Origin of the sequence: Tsukamurella tyrosinosolvens (assembly GCF_900104775.1) — a bacterium.
Taxonomy (GTDB): Bacteria; Actinomycetota; Actinomycetes; order Mycobacteriales; family Mycobacteriaceae; genus Tsukamurella; species Tsukamurella tyrosinosolvens.
Window position 1 is genome coordinate 3,280,753 of record NZ_FNSA01000003.1, and the last position, 16,930, is coordinate 3,297,682.

The 16,930-nt window shown below is 73.0% G+C and carries 17 protein-coding genes; 6 read left to right on the forward strand and 11 right to left on the reverse strand.

Going from position 1 to position 16,930, the window contains the following annotated elements:
- Nucleotides 1–37: 37 nt before the first annotated feature.
- On the forward strand, nucleotides 38–1,381 hold the full coding sequence (gene gdhA / locus BLW32_RS18270; RefSeq protein ID WP_068739069.1) for an NADP-specific glutamate dehydrogenase: 1,344 nt from the start codon (nucleotides 38–40) through the stop codon (nucleotides 1,379–1,381).
- A 78-nt stretch (nucleotides 1,382–1,459) separates the two neighbouring features.
- Here the strand turns inward: gdhA and BLW32_RS18275 are convergent, their stop codons facing one another.
- Entirely contained in the window at nucleotides 1,460–1,951 is a 492-nt protein-coding gene (locus tag BLW32_RS18275; RefSeq protein ID WP_068739072.1) for an Lrp/AsnC family transcriptional regulator, read from the reverse strand.
- Between the two features lie 153 nt (nucleotides 1,952–2,104).
- Here BLW32_RS18275 and pdhA point away from each other — a divergent pair, with 153 nt between their 5' ends.
- Genes pdhA through BLW32_RS18290 form a run of 3 tightly spaced genes read left to right on the forward strand, consistent with a single transcriptional unit; the run spans nucleotide 2,105 to nucleotide 5,529 of the window.
- Entirely contained in the window at nucleotides 2,105–3,232 is a 1,128-nt protein-coding gene (gene pdhA / locus BLW32_RS18280) for a pyruvate dehydrogenase (acetyl-transferring) E1 component subunit alpha (protein WP_068626846.1), read from the forward strand.
- 3 nt (nucleotides 3,233–3,235) lie between these two features.
- On the forward strand, nucleotides 3,236–4,240 hold the full coding sequence (locus BLW32_RS18285; RefSeq protein WP_068739074.1) for an alpha-ketoacid dehydrogenase subunit beta: 1,005 nt from the start codon (nucleotides 3,236–3,238) through the stop codon (nucleotides 4,238–4,240).
- Entirely contained in the window at nucleotides 4,237–5,529 is a 1,293-nt protein-coding gene (locus BLW32_RS18290) for a dihydrolipoamide acetyltransferase family protein (RefSeq protein WP_068739673.1), read from the forward strand. The genes BLW32_RS18285 and BLW32_RS18290 overlap by 4 nt, the downstream gene beginning before the upstream one ends.
- Here BLW32_RS18290 and BLW32_RS18295 read toward each other — a convergent pair.
- Entirely contained in the window at nucleotides 5,490–7,367 is a 1,878-nt protein-coding gene (locus tag BLW32_RS18295; RefSeq protein ID WP_082791148.1) for a neutral/alkaline non-lysosomal ceramidase N-terminal domain-containing protein, read from the reverse strand. The genes BLW32_RS18290 and BLW32_RS18295 overlap by 40 nt on opposite strands.
- A 108-nt stretch (nucleotides 7,368–7,475) precedes the next feature.
- Between BLW32_RS18295 and BLW32_RS18300 the strand changes: the two genes are divergently transcribed.
- Nucleotides 7,476–7,784: a hypothetical protein gene (locus BLW32_RS18300; RefSeq protein ID WP_068520845.1), complete on the forward strand. Its 309-nt coding sequence runs from the start codon at nucleotides 7,476–7,478 to the stop codon at nucleotides 7,782–7,784.
- A 10-nt stretch (nucleotides 7,785–7,794) separates the two neighbouring features.
- Here the strand turns inward: BLW32_RS18300 and BLW32_RS18305 are convergent, their stop codons facing one another.
- Nucleotides 7,795–8,367, reverse strand: a complete 573-nt coding sequence (locus BLW32_RS18305; RefSeq protein ID WP_068739076.1) for an ester cyclase — start codon at nucleotides 8,365–8,367, stop codon at nucleotides 7,795–7,797.
- Nucleotides 8,368–8,429: 62 nt separating this feature from the next.
- On the opposite strand from BLW32_RS18305, the gene BLW32_RS18310 reads away from it, so the two are divergent.
- Nucleotides 8,430–9,104: a TetR/AcrR family transcriptional regulator gene (locus tag BLW32_RS18310; RefSeq protein ID WP_068523162.1), complete on the forward strand. Its 675-nt coding sequence runs from the start codon at nucleotides 8,430–8,432 to the stop codon at nucleotides 9,102–9,104.
- A 9-nt stretch (nucleotides 9,105–9,113) separates the two neighbouring features.
- On the opposite strand, the gene BLW32_RS18315 is transcribed toward BLW32_RS18310, so the two are convergent.
- The 8 genes from BLW32_RS18315 to BLW32_RS18350 form a co-directional block, all read right to left on the reverse strand.
- Nucleotides 9,114–11,105, reverse strand: a complete 1,992-nt coding sequence (locus tag BLW32_RS18315; protein WP_068739079.1) for a primosomal protein N' — start codon at nucleotides 11,103–11,105, stop codon at nucleotides 9,114–9,116.
- A 17-nt stretch (nucleotides 11,106–11,122) separates the two neighbouring features.
- Nucleotides 11,123–12,346, reverse strand: a complete 1,224-nt coding sequence (metK, locus tag BLW32_RS18320; RefSeq protein WP_068739081.1) for a methionine adenosyltransferase — start codon at nucleotides 12,344–12,346, stop codon at nucleotides 11,123–11,125.
- A gap of 38 nt (nucleotides 12,347–12,384) precedes the next feature.
- A complete protein-coding gene (gene coaBC, locus BLW32_RS18325; protein WP_068520852.1) occupies nucleotides 12,385–13,623 on the reverse strand; it encodes a bifunctional phosphopantothenoylcysteine decarboxylase/phosphopantothenate--cysteine ligase CoaBC in 1,239 nt (412 codons plus the stop codon).
- 11 nt (nucleotides 13,624–13,634) lie between these two features.
- The gene (gene rpoZ / locus BLW32_RS18330; RefSeq protein ID WP_068520856.1) at nucleotides 13,635–13,907 is read right to left on the reverse strand and encodes a DNA-directed RNA polymerase subunit omega; all 273 of its coding nucleotides are present in this window, start codon (nucleotides 13,905–13,907) and stop codon (nucleotides 13,635–13,637) included.
- A gap of 47 nt (nucleotides 13,908–13,954) precedes the next feature.
- Complete coding sequence (gene gmk / locus BLW32_RS18335) at nucleotides 13,955–14,551, reverse strand: guanylate kinase (protein ID WP_074850696.1); 597 nt, start codon at nucleotides 14,549–14,551, stop codon at nucleotides 13,955–13,957.
- Nucleotides 14,552–14,557: 6 nt separating this feature from the next.
- Nucleotides 14,558–14,872 carry an integration host factor, actinobacterial type gene (mihF, locus tag BLW32_RS18340; RefSeq protein WP_068520860.1) on the reverse strand — a complete coding sequence of 105 codons (315 nt, stop codon included), beginning with the start codon at nucleotides 14,870–14,872 and terminating at the stop codon, nucleotides 14,558–14,560.
- 364 nt (nucleotides 14,873–15,236) lie between these two features.
- Nucleotides 15,237–16,448, reverse strand: coding sequence for a cation:proton antiporter (locus tag BLW32_RS18345; protein ID WP_068520862.1), 1,212 nt, complete (start codon nucleotides 16,446–16,448; stop codon nucleotides 15,237–15,239).
- Entirely contained in the window at nucleotides 16,445–16,927 is a 483-nt protein-coding gene (locus BLW32_RS18350) for a cation:proton antiporter regulatory subunit (protein ID WP_068520865.1), read from the reverse strand. Before BLW32_RS18350 ends, BLW32_RS18345 begins: the two co-directional genes overlap by 4 nt.
- Between the last annotated feature and the right edge of the window lie 3 nt (nucleotides 16,928–16,930).

The following is a 16,930-nucleotide window of genomic DNA, read 5'->3' on the forward strand; positions in this document are numbered from 1 at the left end:
GCCCCTGACGGTCATTACGGACAGAAGGGACTGTGCAATGGCGCACGTTGAGGGCACGCTGGGGACGCTGTACGACGAGGTCCTCCGGCGGAACCCCGGGGAGACCGAGTTCCACCAGGCCGCGAAGGAGGTCCTCGACTCGCTCGCGCCGGTGGTCACCAAGCACCCCGAGTACGTCGACGCGGCCGTCATCCGCCGCCTCTGCGAGCCCGAGCGCCAGATCATCTTCCGCGTGCCGTGGCAGGACGACAACGGCAACGTGCAGCTCAACCGCGGCTTCCGTGTCGAGTTCAACTCCGCACTCGGCCCCTTCAAGGGCGGCCTGCGGTTCCACCCGTCGGTGTACCTGGGCATCGTCAAGTTCCTCGGCTTCGAGCAGATCTTCAAGAACTCGCTGACGGGCCTGCCGATCGGCGGCGGCAAGGGCGGCTCGGACTTCGACCCCAAGGGCCGCAGCGACGGCGAGATCATGCGCTTCTGCCAGTCCTTCATGACGGAGCTCTACCGCCACATCGGCGAGTACACCGACGTCCCCGCGGGCGACATCGGTGTGGGCGGCCGCGAGATCGGGTACCTGTTCGGCCAGTACAAGCGGATCACCAACCGCTACGAGTCGGGCGTCCTCACCGGCAAGGGCCTCACCTGGGGCGGTTCGCAGGTGCGCACCGAGGCCACCGGCTACGGCGCGGTGTTCTTCCTGGGCGAGATGCTCAAGACGCAGGGCGACTCCTTCGAGGGCAAGCGGGTCGTGGTCTCCGGCTCCGGCAACGTCGCCGTGTACGCGACGGAGAAGGTCGAGCAGTTGGGCGGCACCGTCATCGCGTGCTCCGATTCGTCGGGCTACGTGGTGGACGAGAAGGGCATCGACCTGGAGCTGCTCAAGGACGTCAAGGAGCGCCGCCGTGCGCGGATCGACGTCTACGCGGCCGAGCGCGGCGCGATCTTCGTGCCCGGCGGGTCGGTCTGGGACGTACCGTGCGACATCGCGCTCCCCTGCGCCACCCAGAACGAGCTCGACGGCGACGCCGCCGACCGGCTCATCAAGAACGGCACGAACTTCGTCGCGGAGGGCGCCAACATGCCGTGCACCCCGGACGCCGTGAAGCTCTTCGCCGAGGCCAAGGTCTCCTTCGCGCCGGGCAAGGCGGCCAACGCCGGCGGCGTCGCCACCAGCGCGCTGGAGATGCAGCAGAACGCCTCCCGCGACTCCTGGTCCTTCGACTACACCGAGGACCGGCTCGCCGACATCATGCGCGGCATCCACGACCGCTGCCTGGAGACGGCCGACGAGTACGGCAGCCCCGGCGACTACGTGACCGGCGCGAACATCGCCGGCTTCATCCGCGTCGCGAACGCGATGCTCGCCCTCGGCGTCGTCTGACGCCGCCCCCCGCTCGACGCACGGCCCGGCCCGCCTCCGCGGTGGCCGGGCCGTCGCGCTGTCCGACGGCGCCGGGCCCTACCCGACGGTGCCGGGATCGGGCGGTCCGAGCGCGCCCGGGCCGTCGGCCTCGTCGAAGATCAGCCACGTGCGGGTGGAGCGCACGCCGTCGAGCGCCTGCAGGCTCACGAGCACGACGTCGCGCAGCGCCGCGTTGTCCGGGGTCCGCACCAGGAGGAGCACGTCGAAATCGCCGCCGACCAGGGCGAAGTGCTCGACGTAGGGCAGCTCGCTGAGGTGCTCGGCGACGCCCTTCCACGCGTCCTGGCGAATCGACAGCCCGATGTACGCCGACGTGCCGTAGCCCGCCCGCTCGTGGTCGACCCGAGCCGCGTAGCCGCGGATCACCCCGCTGCGTTCCAGCCGCTCGACGCGCACGTAGGCGTTGGCCCGCGAGACGTGCACGCGCTCGGCGAGCGCCCGCATCGAGATGCGGCCGTCCTCCGCCAGCACCTGCAGGATCCGCCGGTCGAAGTCGTCCAGACCCGGGTGCTCGGCACCGTCCGCCATCCGTCCAGCTCCGTCCCGCGTCACGCCCCGATCCTGGATGATCGGCTCATTTCCCCGGCAATGCTACGACGATCGTCTCGCTACTGATCGGTTCGACGTGAATCCCGTCCGCGGGGTGCACGCTCGAAGAGCAACCCGAGCAGGGAGGACGACGTGACCACCACCAGCGACCTCGCGGGCGAGCCGACGTACCGGAAGTTCCTTCCGGCCGACACGCCCGTGCAGTACCTCGACGAGGCGGGCGAGCTCACCGACTCGCACGCGCGCTACCCGCACCCCGACGACGACCGGATGGTCGAGATGTACCGCCGCATGGTGCTGGGGCGGCGGTTCGACGCGCAGGCGACGGCGCTGACGAAGCAGGGCCGGCTCGCCGTCTACCCGTCCTCGCACGGGCAGGACGCGTGCCAGATCGCCGCGGCGATGTGCCTGCGCCCGACGGACTGGATGTTCCCGACGTACCGCGATTCGGTGGCGCTCGCCGCCCGTGGCGTGGACCCGGTGCAGGTGCTGACCCTGCTGGCCGGCGACTGGCACTGCGGCTACGACCCCGCGGCCCTGCGCACGGCGCCGCAGTGCACGCCGCTCGCCACGCAGCTGCTGCACGCCGCCGGCGTGGCCCACGCCGAGCACTTGCGCGGCACCGACACCATCGCGCTCGCCCTGTGCGGCGACGGCGGCACCAGCGAGGGCGACTTCCACGAGGCGCTGAACTTCGCCGCCGTCTTCCACGCGCCCGTCGTCTTCCTCGTGCAGAACAACGGTTTCGCGATCAGCGTGCCGCTCTCCCGGCAGACCGCCGCGCCGAGCCTGGCGCACAAGGGCGTGGGGTACGGCATCGGCTCCGAACAGGTGGACGGCAACGACCCGATCGCCATGCTGGGCGTGATGCAGGAGGCGGCGCACTTCGTCCGGTCCGGCAACGGGCCCGTCATCGTCGAGGCCCACACCTACCGCATCGACGCGCACACCAACGCCGACGACGCGACCCGGTACCGGACGTCCGCGGAGGTCGAGGAGTGGCTGCGCCGCGACCCGATCACCCGGCTGGAGACCCACCTCCGGGCGCGCGGCCGGATCGACGACGCGGTCGTCGCCGCGGTCGCCGAGGAGGCCGAGGCGGCCGCCGCCGACCTGCGCGACCGGATGAACGCCGACCGCCCCGTCGATCCCGCCGACCTGTTCCGGCACGTCTACGCCGAGCCGACCCCGCAGCTGCGCGAGCAGCAGGCGCAGGTGGAGGCCGAGCTCGCCGCCGCCGCGGCCACCGAGGAGGACTGAGACATGCCCCGTCACACCATGGCCCAGGCCCTGAACACCGCGCTGCGCGACGCCCTCGCCGCGGATCCCGACGTGGTGGTCTTCGGCGAGGACGTCGGCACCCTCGGCGGGGTCTTCCGCGTCACCGACGGACTCACCCGCGAATTCGGCGCCGACCGCTGCTTCGACACGCCGCTCGCCGAATCGGGCATCGTCGGCTTCGCCGTCGGGATGACCATGGCGGGATTCAAGCCAGTGGTCGAGATGCAGTTCGACGCCTTCGCCTACCCCGCGTTCGAACAGATCGTCTCGCACGTCGCCAAGCTGCGCAATCGCACCCGCGGCGCGCTCTCGGTGCCGATGGTGATCCGCGTGCCCTACGCCGGCGGCATCGGCGGCGTCGAGCACCACTGCGATTCGAGCGAGGCGTACTACGTCCACACGCCCGGGTTGAAGGTCGCGGCGCCCGCCACCGTCGGCGACGCGTACACCCTGCTGCGGCGCGCGATCGACGATCCCGACCCCGTCGTCCTCCTCGAACCCAAGCGTCTCTACTTCGCCTCGGCGGAGGCCGATCTCACCGTCGGCGCACCGATGGGCCGGGCCGTCGTGCGGCGCGAGGGCCGCGACGCGACGCTGGTCGCGTACGGCCCGTCGGTCGACGTCGCGCTCGACGCCGCGGCCGCCGCGGCGGAGGACGGGATCTCGCTCGAGGTGGTCGATCTGCGCACGCTGGTCCCCTTCGACGACGAGGCCGTGGCGGCGTCGGTGCGACGCACCGGCCGGTGCGTGGTGGTGCAGGAGGCGCAGGGCTTCGCCGGCGTCGGCGCCGAGATCGCGGCCCGCGTGCAGGAGCGCTGCTTCCACCACCTGCACGCGCCCGTGCTGCGGGTCAGCGGGTTCGACATCCCCTATCCCCCACCGAAGCTCGAGCGGCTGCACCTGCCCGGGGTGGACCGGATCCTGGACGCCGTCGACCGGCTGCAGTGGGACGACCGGGTCGACGCCCGTTGGGCGGTGGCACCGTGAGCGATCAGGTCTTCCTGCTCCCCGACCTCGGCGAGGGACTGACCGAGGCCGACATCCTGTCCTGGCGCGTGGGCGTCGGCGACACCGTGACGGTCGACCAGGTGGTCGTCGAGGTCGAGACCGCCAAGGCCGCCGTCGAGGTGCCGGTGCCGTTCGCGGGCACCGTCACCGCCCTCCACGGCGCGCCGGGCGCGACGCTGCGCGTGGGCGAGCCGCTGATCTCCGTGGGCGCCCCGAGCCCCACGACCACCGCCGCCCCGCCGCTCGACGAGCCGTCGGGGAACGTGCTCATCGGCTACGGGACGAGCGCGGACAAGCCAGCCCGCCGGCGACGCGCGGCGGCACCGCCGCGGACCGTCGCATCCCCGCCGGCCCCGCCCCGCGAGCACGAGGCCCCGCCCCGCGCGCAGGCGGCGCCGGCCGTCGCGCGGGTCATCTCGCCGGTGGTGCGCGACCTCGCGCGCGAGCACGGACTGGACCTGTCGACGGTGCGTCCCTCGGGCGTGGGCGGCGTCATCCGCCGCGCGGATGTCGACGCGGCCCTCGCCGCCCGCACGGCCGCCCCCGCGCACGAGGGAACGGCGGCGGGCCGGAGCGACGTCCGCATCCCGCTCAACGGCCTCCGCAAGGCCGTGGCGGACAAGCTGACCACCAGCCGCCGCGAGATCCCGGAGGCCACCACCTGGGTCGACGTCGACGCCACCGCGCTCCTCGACGCGCGGGCCGCGATGAACGCGACGCTCCCTGGCGCGGAGCGGGTGGGCCTGCTCGCACTGCTCGCGCGGCTCACGGTCGCTGCCCTGCGGCGGTTCCCCCAGCTCAACGCGTCCGTCGACGTCGATCGTCGGCAGATCGTCCAGCACGGGCGGGTGCATCTCGGCATCGCGGCGCAGACGCCGCGGGGGCTCGTGGTCCCCGTCATCGCGGACGCCGACACCCTGACCACGGTGGAGCTCGCACGGCGGCTGGCCGAGACCACCGCCCTCGCCCGGGACGGCGCGCTGCCGCCCGCGCGGCTCACCGGGGGCACGTTCACGCTCAACAACTACGGCGTCTTCGGCGTCGACGGTTCCGCACCGATCATCAACCACCCCGAGGCGGCGATCCTGGGGATCGGGCGGATCCTCGACCGGCCCTGGGTGGTCGACGGTGCCATCGTCGTTCGCAAGGTCGCCCAGATCTCCCTCGCTTTCGACCACCGCGTGTGCGACGGCGGCGAGGCGGGCGGCTTCCTACGGCTGTTCGCCGACTACGTCGAGGACCCGGTCCGGGCGCTCGCGTACCTCTGAGCGGTCGCCGAGAGAGGCTGGGGAACCCGGACGACGACCCAGGTGTACCGGCCCGGCACGGCCTCGGCGTAGCCGACCCGGTACTCGCCGGGCCGTCCGGCGAGGTCGACGGTGACGGTCGCGGTGAACGCCGATCCCCTTCGTCGCCAGGTGATCTCGGTCGACGGCGCGTCGTCGTCGGCGACGGGCAGCCAGCGGTCACCGTCACGCCGCTCCACCCGTGCGTAGCTGTCGGGGATCACCCGGTTCGGGTGCGGGCAGTCGAAGTCGACGGCGAGCAGGCCGTCCGGAGCCGGTGTCCGCACGGCCGCGACGCGGACCGGGCGGGGACGGCTCAGCACCGTCGAGCCCGCCGGTGACCCGATCCGCCCGGCGCGCTGCCGCGACGGTGGCGTGCCCGGTTCGCAGGGGCGACCCGCGGCGAGGTCGGCGGCGATCCGCTGGGCGGCCTCGACGAAGGCCGCGAGCTCGTTGCGCCCGAAGACGGTGCTCCCGGCCTCGTAGCGCTGCGCGTCGTACTCCTCGGGCGTGGTGAGGTAGTGGGCGTAGCCGTTGGCGTAGCCCTGCACCAACACGTCGTCGGCGTCGATCCCGGCCGCGGCGGCGACGGCGGCACGGAGCCGGGCCCCCGCCATGACGGTGACCTCCACCGGCAGGCAGAGCAGGTGCAGCTCTCCCAGCCGGATCAGCTGCACGGGCAGGGTTTCCTGCACCCAGCCGAGCGCCCCTGCCGGAAGGAGCATCTCCTTCGGAGCCTGCTGCGCGGCGAGGACCGGCCGGCGGCGATACAGCGCCCGGCTGATCGCGCCGATGCGGTTGCCGAGCCCCTGGTGGAACGCCGGCGACCCGATCCCGTCGGTCGTGCCGGCGGCGAAGGCGGCACCGAGGACGGCCCGCCCGGTGGGGCCGGTCGCGGTCTGCGCGGCGCCGAGGTCCACATACGTGAGCCGGTAGTCGAGCGCCGGGGTCAGCGGCCGGCCGGGCCCGTCGGCGAGGCGGCGTGCGGCGTCGAGCTGGCGCCGGCCGATCTCGGCGGTGTTGTCCCGTTCGTCGTCGGTGGGGCCGTGGCCGGCGCTGCCGCCGAGGTTCGGCGACATGTCGCCGGCGTTGGTCTGCGCGAACGCGGCGACGAAGTCGGGACGGTCCGCGCGCTCGGCGGCCTCCCAGGCGGCCGCCGCCCAGCCCTTGTTGTCGGAGCTGAGGAGGCGGTTGCCGTTGCCCATCGACGTGCAGTGCACGGCGAACCAGTCGACCGCGGCGCGCAGCTCCCCATCGCGCTCGATGCGCAGCAGGGTGACGGCGGGGTCGATGCGCAGCGGCAACAGGTCGCGGTCCGGATTCCGGTCGAAGGAGCTCGCGCTGCGGTTCACGGAGGCGTCGCGCAGCTCGCCGCGGGCGAGCGAGAGCTCGGCGGGCGCAAGAGCCGCTTCCGCGTCGAGGACGGCGCGCACCACCCCGTCGACGAGGCGGTGGAAGGTGCGGCGGTGCTGCCCCAGGGTGGTGATGTTGTACAGCAGGTGCCGGCCGTGGCCGCCGGGGCCGCAGTGCGTGTGGGTGGCGGTGAGCACGACGTTCTCCGCGGAGAGGCGGCCGGCGGTCGCGGCGGCGAGCCGGTCGGTGATCTCGTCGACGGCCGCCTGGAAGAACATCCCGATGTCGGCGACGACGTAGGCCACGCGGTGCGCGGGCGTGGCGACGACGACGGCGCGCGCCCACTGCCGGGTGAGCAGGCCGCGGCCGCGCTGGCCCGGCATGCCGTAGCCCATCAGGCCGACGCCCCACGGCTCCCCCGTGATGTCCGTCTTCGCCCAGCCGGCCCGCCAACCCGTCGCAGTCACGGTTTCGAGGTTAGAACGTCCCCTGCGCGGCGGCGTCGACCGGCGTAAGGTCGGTCGCGCGATGAAGGAACGGTCGCCAGCCACCGCAGCCGACACCAGGACATCGACATGCGTACTCTCGCAGCAATAGTCGCCACCGCAGCCATCACCTTCTCCGGAGCCGGCATCGCGGCCGCCGCCGACGAGGAGACCGAGAAGCCCCCCACCGCCACCATCGAGACCGGGGACTCCCCGCGCGAGGTGGGGACTGCGCCCGAGTCGCCGGGCATCATCGAACCGGTCGCCGCGCCCGAATCGGCGTCGGACCCCATCGAGAACGGCGCCGAGCCGGCGGCCGCGAGCGAGCCGCGCCCGGACCCCGAGGCCGCGACGGCGGACGAGCTGATCGAGGCGACCGCGCCCGACGAGGAGGAGTGACCCCAGCGGGTCAGTCGTCGAGGCCGGGCGGCGCGGTCCGCGTCAGCCTCGGGTCGGGCTCGCGACCGGACATCCGGAGCGCGCCGACGAGGACCCGCCCCAGCGTCACCAGGCCTTTCGGGCTGCGCAGGTTCAGGCCCGCGATGAGCTGCCGCAGGATGGTCAGCTGGTCGAAGTAGATCCGCTCGGCGACGAGGTTCTCCTGCTCGTCGAAGACGAAGTAGGCGGTCATCCGGGTGCGGTGACGACCGCCGGTGGGCGGGATCGCTCCGAGCGGCCCGCGCTGCGTCCCGAGCAGCCAGAACTCGACGATCACCGCGTCCACGCTGTGCCGCAGCGCGATGAGTTCGTGGTCCTGGTCGGGGAAGGCGACGCGGGTGTCCGCGTAGTAGTCGCGCACCTCGCCGTCGCCGTCGTGCACCGTCATCGGGGCGATCAGCTCGTAGTGCGGGTGCGGGAACGTCGAGAGCGTGGCGTCCCAGTCCTGGCGCACCTCGTCGTGGAAGTGGTCGAGCACCACCTTCTCGCGGGCGCGGAGCACGGACGCGGGCGGCATCACGAAACGGGACGTGTGGGCGATCATGGCGCCATTTTACCCACAGTGTGGATAATTTCGGGTGCCGAAAGTAGGGGATGATGGGGTTCATGACCACGCCGCGGCCCCGTCGGGGGCGCCCCGCCCTCGGGGCGCCGAGACTCTCGCGCGACGCGGTCGTCGAGGCGGCGCTCACGCTGATCGACCGCGACGGGGTCGCCGAGGTCGGGATGCGGTCCATCGCGCGGCACCTGTCGGTGGACGCGAAGAGCCTCTACAACCACGTGCGCGACAAGGACGACCTGCTCGATGCGGTGACCGAGCACCTGCTCCGGTCGATCGTCGTGCACGAGCCCACCGGCGATCTCCGCGCCGACCTCGCGGGCGTGGCCCGCGCGTTCCGCACCGCCGCGCAGGCGCACCCCCGGGCGGCGACGCTGGTGTTGACCCGGCAGGTGCAGTCCGTGGCCGCGCTCGCGCCCACCCAGTCGATCCTCGAGGTCCTCCTCACCGCCGGCTTCCCGCCCGCCGAGGCCGTTCACCTCATGCGCTCGCAGCTCGCCGCCCTCATCGGAACCCTGCTCCGCGAGTTCGAGGCGGCACCGACGTTCGGCATGACGGACGCCGAGGCCATCGCGCGCCGCGAGGCGGGCCTCGCGGCCTGCGGCCTGCCGGCCGTCGAGTCGGTGGCGGCGGATCTCGCGCGGTTCGACGCGGACGCCGAGTTCGAGTACATGATCGCCCTGTCGATCAGCGCCGTCGAGGCCCGGCTCCCGCAGCGCTGACGGTCCGGACTAGCCGATCCGCAGCGGGTCGATCTGAATCCGGACGGGGTTGCCCTCACGCCGCAGGCTCCGCCCCACCTGTGCCAGGAAGAGCGCCCGCGCGAGCGCGCGCCCGTCGCGCCGCGCGACGCGCACCAGCAGCCGCTGCGGCGGCGGCCCCTCGTCGGGGGCGCCGGGGATCCGCACCCCGGGCGGCAGGTCGACGGGGCCGAGCACCTCGGCACCGTCGGGCAGGGTCGCGGTGTCGGCGACGGCCCGGATGTCGGCCTCGGCACCGTCGAGCGCGGCGAGGTGGGTGGCGGGCGGGAAGCCGACCTCGGCCCGCTCGGCGAGTTCGGCGGCGGCGAAACCGGCCGCGTCCCAGCGGATCAGGGCCTGCACCGCGCGGATCCCGGCATCGGCGCCGCAAACGACGGCGCCGTCGGCGGCGACCAGCGCGGTCGCGTTCATCCACCGCCGGAAGGTCTCCTCCGCGGCGCGCAGGTCCGCCCGGCCCAGCAGCAACCACCCGTCGAGCAGCAGCGCCGCGCCGTAGCCGCCCTCGACCACGGGCTCCGCGCCGGGCGTCGCGACCACGATCCGCCGCCCCGCAGGGACGTCGGCGTGCACCGTCTCGCCGCCCGAGACGGTGACGGCCGCCCCCGGGAAGGCCCGGCCCAGCTCCTCGGCGGTGCGCATCGTCCCGACGATCACCGCCCGCATCGTGGTCCCGCCGCAGGCTTGGCACCGGTACCCGGAGTCCTCGTGCGCGCACCAGCGGCAGCGCAGGACGCCGCGATCGGCCTGCTCGAGGGGGCCGTGGCAGCGGCGACACCGGGCGGGGGTGCGGCATCGCTCGCAGGACAGCGCCGGCGCGTAGCCGCGGCGCGGCACCTGCACGAGCACCGGGCGCTCGGCGTCGAGCGCCTCCCGCGCGGCCGCGAAGGCCGCGGCCGGCAGGCGCGCCGAGCGCGCGAGCGGGTCGCGGGCCAGGGCGACGTCCGAGTCCGCGGTCCCGGCGATGCGGGGCGAGCGGCTGCGCACTAGCTCGCGGGGCGCGGTGATCTCCGCGGCCCAGCCGGCCTCCACGAGCGCCTGCGATTCGGGGGTGCGGGCGAAGCCGCCGAGGACGAGCGCCGCGCCCTCCTGGTGCGCGCGCAGCGCGAGGACCTCCCGCGTGTGCGGGTACGGCGCGCGCGGCTCGACGAGGGATTCGTCGCCGTCGTCCCACAGGGCGACGAGGCCGAGGTCCGGCAGCGGCGCGAACGCGGCGCTGCGAGTGCCGAGGACGACGCGGGTGCGGCCGAGCAGCGCGAGGAGCCACCGCCGGTAGCGGGCCGACGGTCCGAGGCCGGCGGCCAGCACCGCGGGGTCGAGGTCCGCGCACGCGGCGGCGAGCCGGTCGAGATCGGCCTGGTCCGGGACGATCAGCAGGGCCGTGCGCCCGGACGCGACGACGGTGGCCGCGAGCTCGGCGAGGCGCGCCGCCCAGTCCTCCCCCGGCAGCGCCTGCCAGACGGCGCGCGGCGACCGTCCTGCGACGGCGGCCGCCGCGAACTGGGCGCCGTGCGTGTACTCGCCGAGGGCGGCTGCGGGCGCCTCCGGCACCGTCGGCGCGGCGGGCTCCTGCTCGAGCAGCGTCTTCTCGACGCGCGCGTGCCGCGGCGGGATCGCGAGCCGCAGCACGTCGGCCCGGGTCCCCGCGTAGCGCGCCGCGACCTCGGTGACGAGTCGCAGCACGGGCGGCGTCAGGACGGGCAGCGGGGAGACCACGCGCTGCAGCGGGGCGAGCCTGCCCTCGTGCTCGGTGCGCGGGAGCCGCTCGAGAAGGTAGCCGTCGACGAGCCGGCCCGAGAACCGGACGCGCACTCGCACGCCCGGCTGCGCCTGCTCGTGCAGCTCGGGCGGCACGAGATAGTCGAACTCCCGATCGAGGTGGCTGACCTGCAGCAGGGGCAGGACGCGGGCGATCGGGAGTTCGACGGCCGCCTGTGCGGCCTCGGCGGGGCCGAGTGCGGTCACACCGGTCGGGGCGGGTGTCAGAGGCCGGCCGCGGAGCGCAGGGCGTCCACGCGGTCGGTGCGCTCCCACGGCAGGTCGATGTCGGTGCGACCGAAGTGGCCGTACGCCGCGGTGGGCGCGTAGATCGGCCGCAGGAGGTCGAGGTCGTTGATGATGGCGCGCGGGCGCAGGTCGAAGACCTGCGCGATGGCCTGCTGGATCTTGATCGGGTCGAGCTGCTCGGTGCCGAACGTCTCGACGAACAGGCCGACGGGCGCCGCCTTGCCGATGGCGTAGGCGACCTGCACCTCGATCCGCTCCGCGAGGCCCGCGGCGACGGCGTTCTTCGCCACCCAGCGCATCGCGTACGCGGCCGAGCGGTCCACCTTCGACGGATCCTTGCCGGAGAAGGCGCCGCCGCCGTGGCGGGCCATGCCGCCGTAGGTGTCGACGATGATCTTGCGGCCGGTCAGGCCCGCGTCACCCATCGGTCCGCCGAGCACGAACTTGCCGGTCGGGTTCACCAGCAGCCGCACCTCGGAGGTGTCGAGGCTGGGCAGGTTGAGGTCGGTGATGACCGTGTTGAGGACGTGGGTGCGCAGGTCGGGGGCGAGCATGCCGTCGATGTCGATGTCGGCGGCGTGCTGGCTGGAGATGACCACGGTGTCGAGGCGGACGGGCTGCTCGCCCGCGTACTCGATGGTGACCTGGGTCTTGCCGTCCGGACGCAGGTAGGGCAGGGTGCCGTTCTTGCGGACCTCGGTGAGCCGGCGCGAGAGGCGGTGCGCGAGCGAGATCGGCAGCGGCATCAGCTCGGGGGTGTCCGAGCAGGCGTAGCCGAACATCAGGCCCTGGTCGCCGGCGCCCTGGGCGTCGATCTCGTCCTGCGCGCCGTCGACGCGGTGCTCGTAGGCCCGGTCGACGCCCTGCGCGATCTCGGGGCTCTGCGCGCCGATCGCGATGTTCACGCCGCAGGAGTTGCCGTCGAAGCCCTTGGCGGAGCTGTCGTAGCCGATCTCGAGAACCTTGTCGCGCACGATGTGCGGGATGTCGGCGTAGGCGGAGGTGGTGACCTCGCCGGCGACGTGGACCTGGCCGGTGGTGACGAGGGTCTCGACCGCGACGCGCGACGTCGGGTCCTCGGCGAGGAGGGCGTCGAGGATGGAGTCCGAGATGGCGTCACAGATCTTGTCCGGGTGGCCCTCGGTGACCGACTCGCTGGTGAACAGGCGGTGGGCGGAACTGGCGAAACCGGAAACCACTTCGGACGTCCTCTCGATGATGTTTGCGATTGGAAAGGCTAGCGGGCGGCGTGCACCCGGGCGACGGCGGCATCCAGTATGCGCGCGGCCATCGCGGTCTTCGACCCGAGGGGCAGGGCGGTCTCGCCGCCGTCAGCACCGAGCAGCCAGCCGGAGTTCTCGTCGACCTCGAAGGCGCGACCGTCGCCGACGGCGTTGAGGACCAGGAGGTCGCAGCCCTTGCGGCGCAGCTTGGCCCGCCCGTAGTCCAGAACCGAGCCGGCCGCGTCGCCGGTCTCGGCGGCGAAGCCCACGATGACGGCGTCGGAGCGCAGGGTGCCGTCGCGCCGCGCGGCGACGAGACCGGCGAGCACGTCGGGGTTTTCGATCATGGTGATCGATTCGAGGGCCTCGCTCTTACCGTCGGCGCCCTTCTTGAGCTTGGTGGTGGCGACGTCGGCGGGCCGGTAGTCGGCGACCGCGGCGGCCATGATCACGAGATCCGCGTCGGCGGCGTGCTCGGCCATCGCGGCCTGCAGATCCAGCGCGGAGGCGATGCGCACTACGTCGACGGCCGACGGGTCGGCGAGGCCGACGGTGTTGCCCGCGACCAGGGTGACGTGCGCGCCGCGCTGCGCCGCGAGCCGGGCCAGGGCGTACCCCTGCTTGCCGGAGCTGCGGTTCGTCAGGTAGCGGACGGGGTCGAGCGCCTCCTTGGTGCCGCCGGCCGAGACGACGACTCTGCGGCCCTCGAGGTCGCGGTTCAGGGCGCCGGGATGCTCCAGCAGCACGTCGGCGAGCGCGCCGATCTCGTCGGGCTCGGGCAGCCGGCCCGCGCCGGTGTCCTTACCGGTGAGCCGCCCCGAGGCGGGCTCGATGACGACGGCGCCGCGCTCGCGCAGCGTGGCGACGTTGGCGCGGGTGGCGGGGTGTTCCCACATCTCGGTGTGCATCGCCGGGGCGAAGACGACCGGGCACCGCGCGGTGAGCAGGGTGCCGGTGAGCAGGTCGTCGGCCCGTCCCTGGGCGGCGCGCGCCATCAGATCGGCGGTCGCCGGCGCGATCACGACGAGGTCGGCCGACTGCCCGAGGCGCACGTGCGGCACCTCGGGGATCGACTCGAAGACACCCGTCTGGACGGGGTTGCCCGACAGCGCCTCGAACGTCGCGGCGCCGACGAACTTGAGCGCGGACTCGGTGGGGATCACCCGCACCTCGTGCCCGCGTTCGGTGAAATGCCGGACCAGAGCGCACGCCTTGTAGGCGGCGATGCCGCCGCCGACACCGACGATGATCATGGGCTGTTAGCTCACTCGCCCTCGGTGTGCTCCAGGAGATCCTCGTGGATCTCGCGCATCGCGATCGACAGCGGCTTCTCGTGCAGGCCCGGCTCGACGAGCGGGCCGACGTACTCGAGGATGCCGTCGGACAGGCTGTTGTAGTAGTCGTTGATCTGCCGCGCGCGCTTGGCCGCGTAGATCACCAGGGCGTACTTCGAGGAGGTGCGCTCGAGCAGCTCGTCGATCGGCGGGTTGGTGATGCCGAGCGGCTGGTCGTACACGGTCTCAGTGGTGGTGCTCACGCGTCTCCTACGTCACAAAAGTTCACGAACTCGCTTCGTCGCCCAGTCTACGCGCTGGGCGCGACAGGTCCGACCAGCAAGGATACCAAATCACTCACGGCGCGGTCCAAGTCGTCGTTGACGACGACCGCGTCGTAGTCGTCGCGCGTGGCCATCTCGGCCCGCGCGGTCTCGAGCCGGCGCGCGATCTTCTCGGCGCTCTCGGTGCCGCGGCCGCGCAGCCGTCGTTCCAGCTCGTCCCAGGTCGGCGGGCTCAGGAAGACGGTGACGGCCTCGGGCAGCGCCTCCTTGACGCTGGCCGCGCCGGCGAGGTCCACCTCCACCAGCACGGGCCGCCCGGCGTCGAGCGCCTCGTAGACGGGCTGCGCGGGCGTCCCGGATCGCTGCAGGCCGCCGTGGATCTCCGCCCACTCGAGGAGGGCACCGTCGGCGATGAGGCGGTCGAAGCCCTGATCGCCGACGAAGTGATAGTCCCGGCCGTCCACCTCACCGGGGCGCGGATCGCGCGTGGTGGCGGACACCGAGAAGAACAGGTCGGGCACCTCCGAGCGGAGCTTGCTGACCACTGACGACTTACCGACGGCGGAGGGGCCGACCAGTACAACCAGTCGGCCCCTCCGGCCCGCGGGAACTTCTCCGGACACTACGTGTCAGGCGGAGAACTTCTCGAGCAGCGCCTTGCGCTGCCGGTCGCCCAGACCGCGCACGCGGCGGGTGGGGGCGATCTCCAGCTCGGTCATCAGCTCCTGAGCCTTGACCTTGCCCACCTTGGGCAGGGCCTCGAGCAGAGCCGAGACCTTCATCTTGCCGAGCACCTCATCGGTCTCGGCGTCCTTCAGCACCTGCTGCAGGGTGGTGCCGCCGCTCTTCAGCCGGTTCTTCAGCTCGGCGCGTGCACGACGAGCGGCAGCTGCCTTCTCCAGAGCAGCGGCGCGCTGCTCGTCGGTCAACTGGGGAAGGGCCACGATTCCTCCGTCTTCGATGTACTTAGGTCTTTGCCGCGAACTTGCGACTCCTGCGACGGTACCCACGATTCGCTCGGGATGGGAACCCCACCCCCCTCTCACCTGCGGTTTGGCGGTGATGTAGGCGTCCCCGAGGTTCGGTGGCGCGTACCACTGCACACGATGTGCGTTGCAATCGAGAACCGTTGCACCGCAATGCTTTCAGAACGGTAGGACCGCACTCGAGACGACTCGTCGATGTGACGGGTGAAACTCATGTGACCTGCGAAAATACCTGCACTTCGCGGCGGGCCCGGGCGTGTCGGCGGCCCGTTCCCGGTCGTCACGGCCCCGTTTCCCGTCGTCACGGGGTGTGCCGCGGCGTTCAGCCCGCCGACGGCGAGGCGTCGGAGCGCACGCGCCGCATCGTCCGCTCCCCCGCCCGGACCGCGGGCTCGACGACGCGCGCGATGATCGGCCCCACCACCGCCATGATCAGGACGTACGTGGTCGCCAGGGCCGCGAGTCGGCCGTCGACGGCGCCCGCCGCGACGGCGAGCCCGGCGATGACGATGGAGAACTCCCCGCGCGCCACCAGGGCCGCGCCCGCGCGCGCCCGGCCCATCCGCTTGACGCCGACCCGCCGGGCGGCCCACCAGCCGGTGGCGAGCTTCGTGCCGGTGGTGAGCACCGCGAGCAGCACCGCCCAGCCGAGGACGGGCGGGATCGCGCGCGGGTCGGTGTTCAGGCCGAAGACCACGAAGAACAGCGCCGCGAAGAGGTCGCGGAGCGGCTCGAGCAGGCGGGTCGCCTCGTGCGCGATCGATCCGGAGATCGCGATGCCGAGCAGGAAGGCGCCGACCGCGGCGGAGACCTGCAGCGCCGAGGCCACGCCCGCCACCAGCAGCGCCGCCCCGATGAGCTTGAGCAGGAAGACCTCGCGGTCGTCGCTGTAGACGAGCGCCGAGACGCGGTGCCCGTACCTGACGGCGGAGATCAGCACGACGGTGACGACGACGACGGCGATCGTCACCGCGGAGATCTCGCCCAGGAGCCCGATGCCCGCCAGCACCGCCGTGAGGATCGGCAGGTACACCGCCATCGCCAGGTCCTCGATCACCAGCACGGAGAGCACCACGGGCGTCTCGCGGTTACCGAGGCGGCCGAGGTCGCTGAGCACCTTCGCGGCGATGCCCGACGACGAGATGTAGGTGACGCCCGCCAGCACGAGGGCGCCCTTCGGCCCCCAGCCGAGCGCGAGGGCGACGATCGCCCCCGGGGTGGCGTTGAGCACGAGATCGAGCACGCCCGCGAGCCAGGACTGCCGCAGGCCCGTGGTGAGCTCGGCCGCGGTGTACTCGAGGCCCAGCATGAGCAGCAGCAGGATCACGCCGATCTCGCCGGCGGTGCGGCTGAAGTCCGAGGCCTCGCCGAGTGGGATCACGCCGCCGACGCCGAAGGCCAGGCCGCCGATCAGGTACAGCGGGATCGGCGAGACGCCCACCTTGCTGGCGGCGCGACCGAGGAAGCCCAGGACGAAGAAGACGGCTCCGAGCTCGATCAGCGCGACCGTGTTCTCGTCGAGGTGGAGCGTCACCCGTTCGTCAGGATCTGCGCGGCGGCCTCGAGCCCCTCGGCCGTCCCGACCACCACGAGCAGATCACCCGCGGTGAACACGAACTCGGGCCCGGGCGAGGGCTGCACCTCACCAGCCCGCATCACCGCGACGAGGGAGACCTTGGTCCGGGTCCGCATCTGGGTCTCCCCCAGCGTCCGCCCGTCGTAGGGCGAGCCGGCGAGGATCGGCAGTTGCCGGGTGTTGACGCCCTCGAGCTCGCGCTGATCGGCGCGCAGCTGATTGACCAGCTGCGGCGCCCCGAGGAGGTTGGCGAGGACGCCCGCCTCCTCGCTGGACAGGGGCACCTGCGCGGCGCACGCGTCGGGATCGTCGCGTTCCGAGAGGAACAGTTCGACGGTGCCGTCGCGGTGCGCCACCACTCCGACGCGCCTGCCGGTGGCGAGCTCGAAATCCTTGCGCACTCCGATGCCGGGAAGCGGTGTCACATCGACGTTCACCCC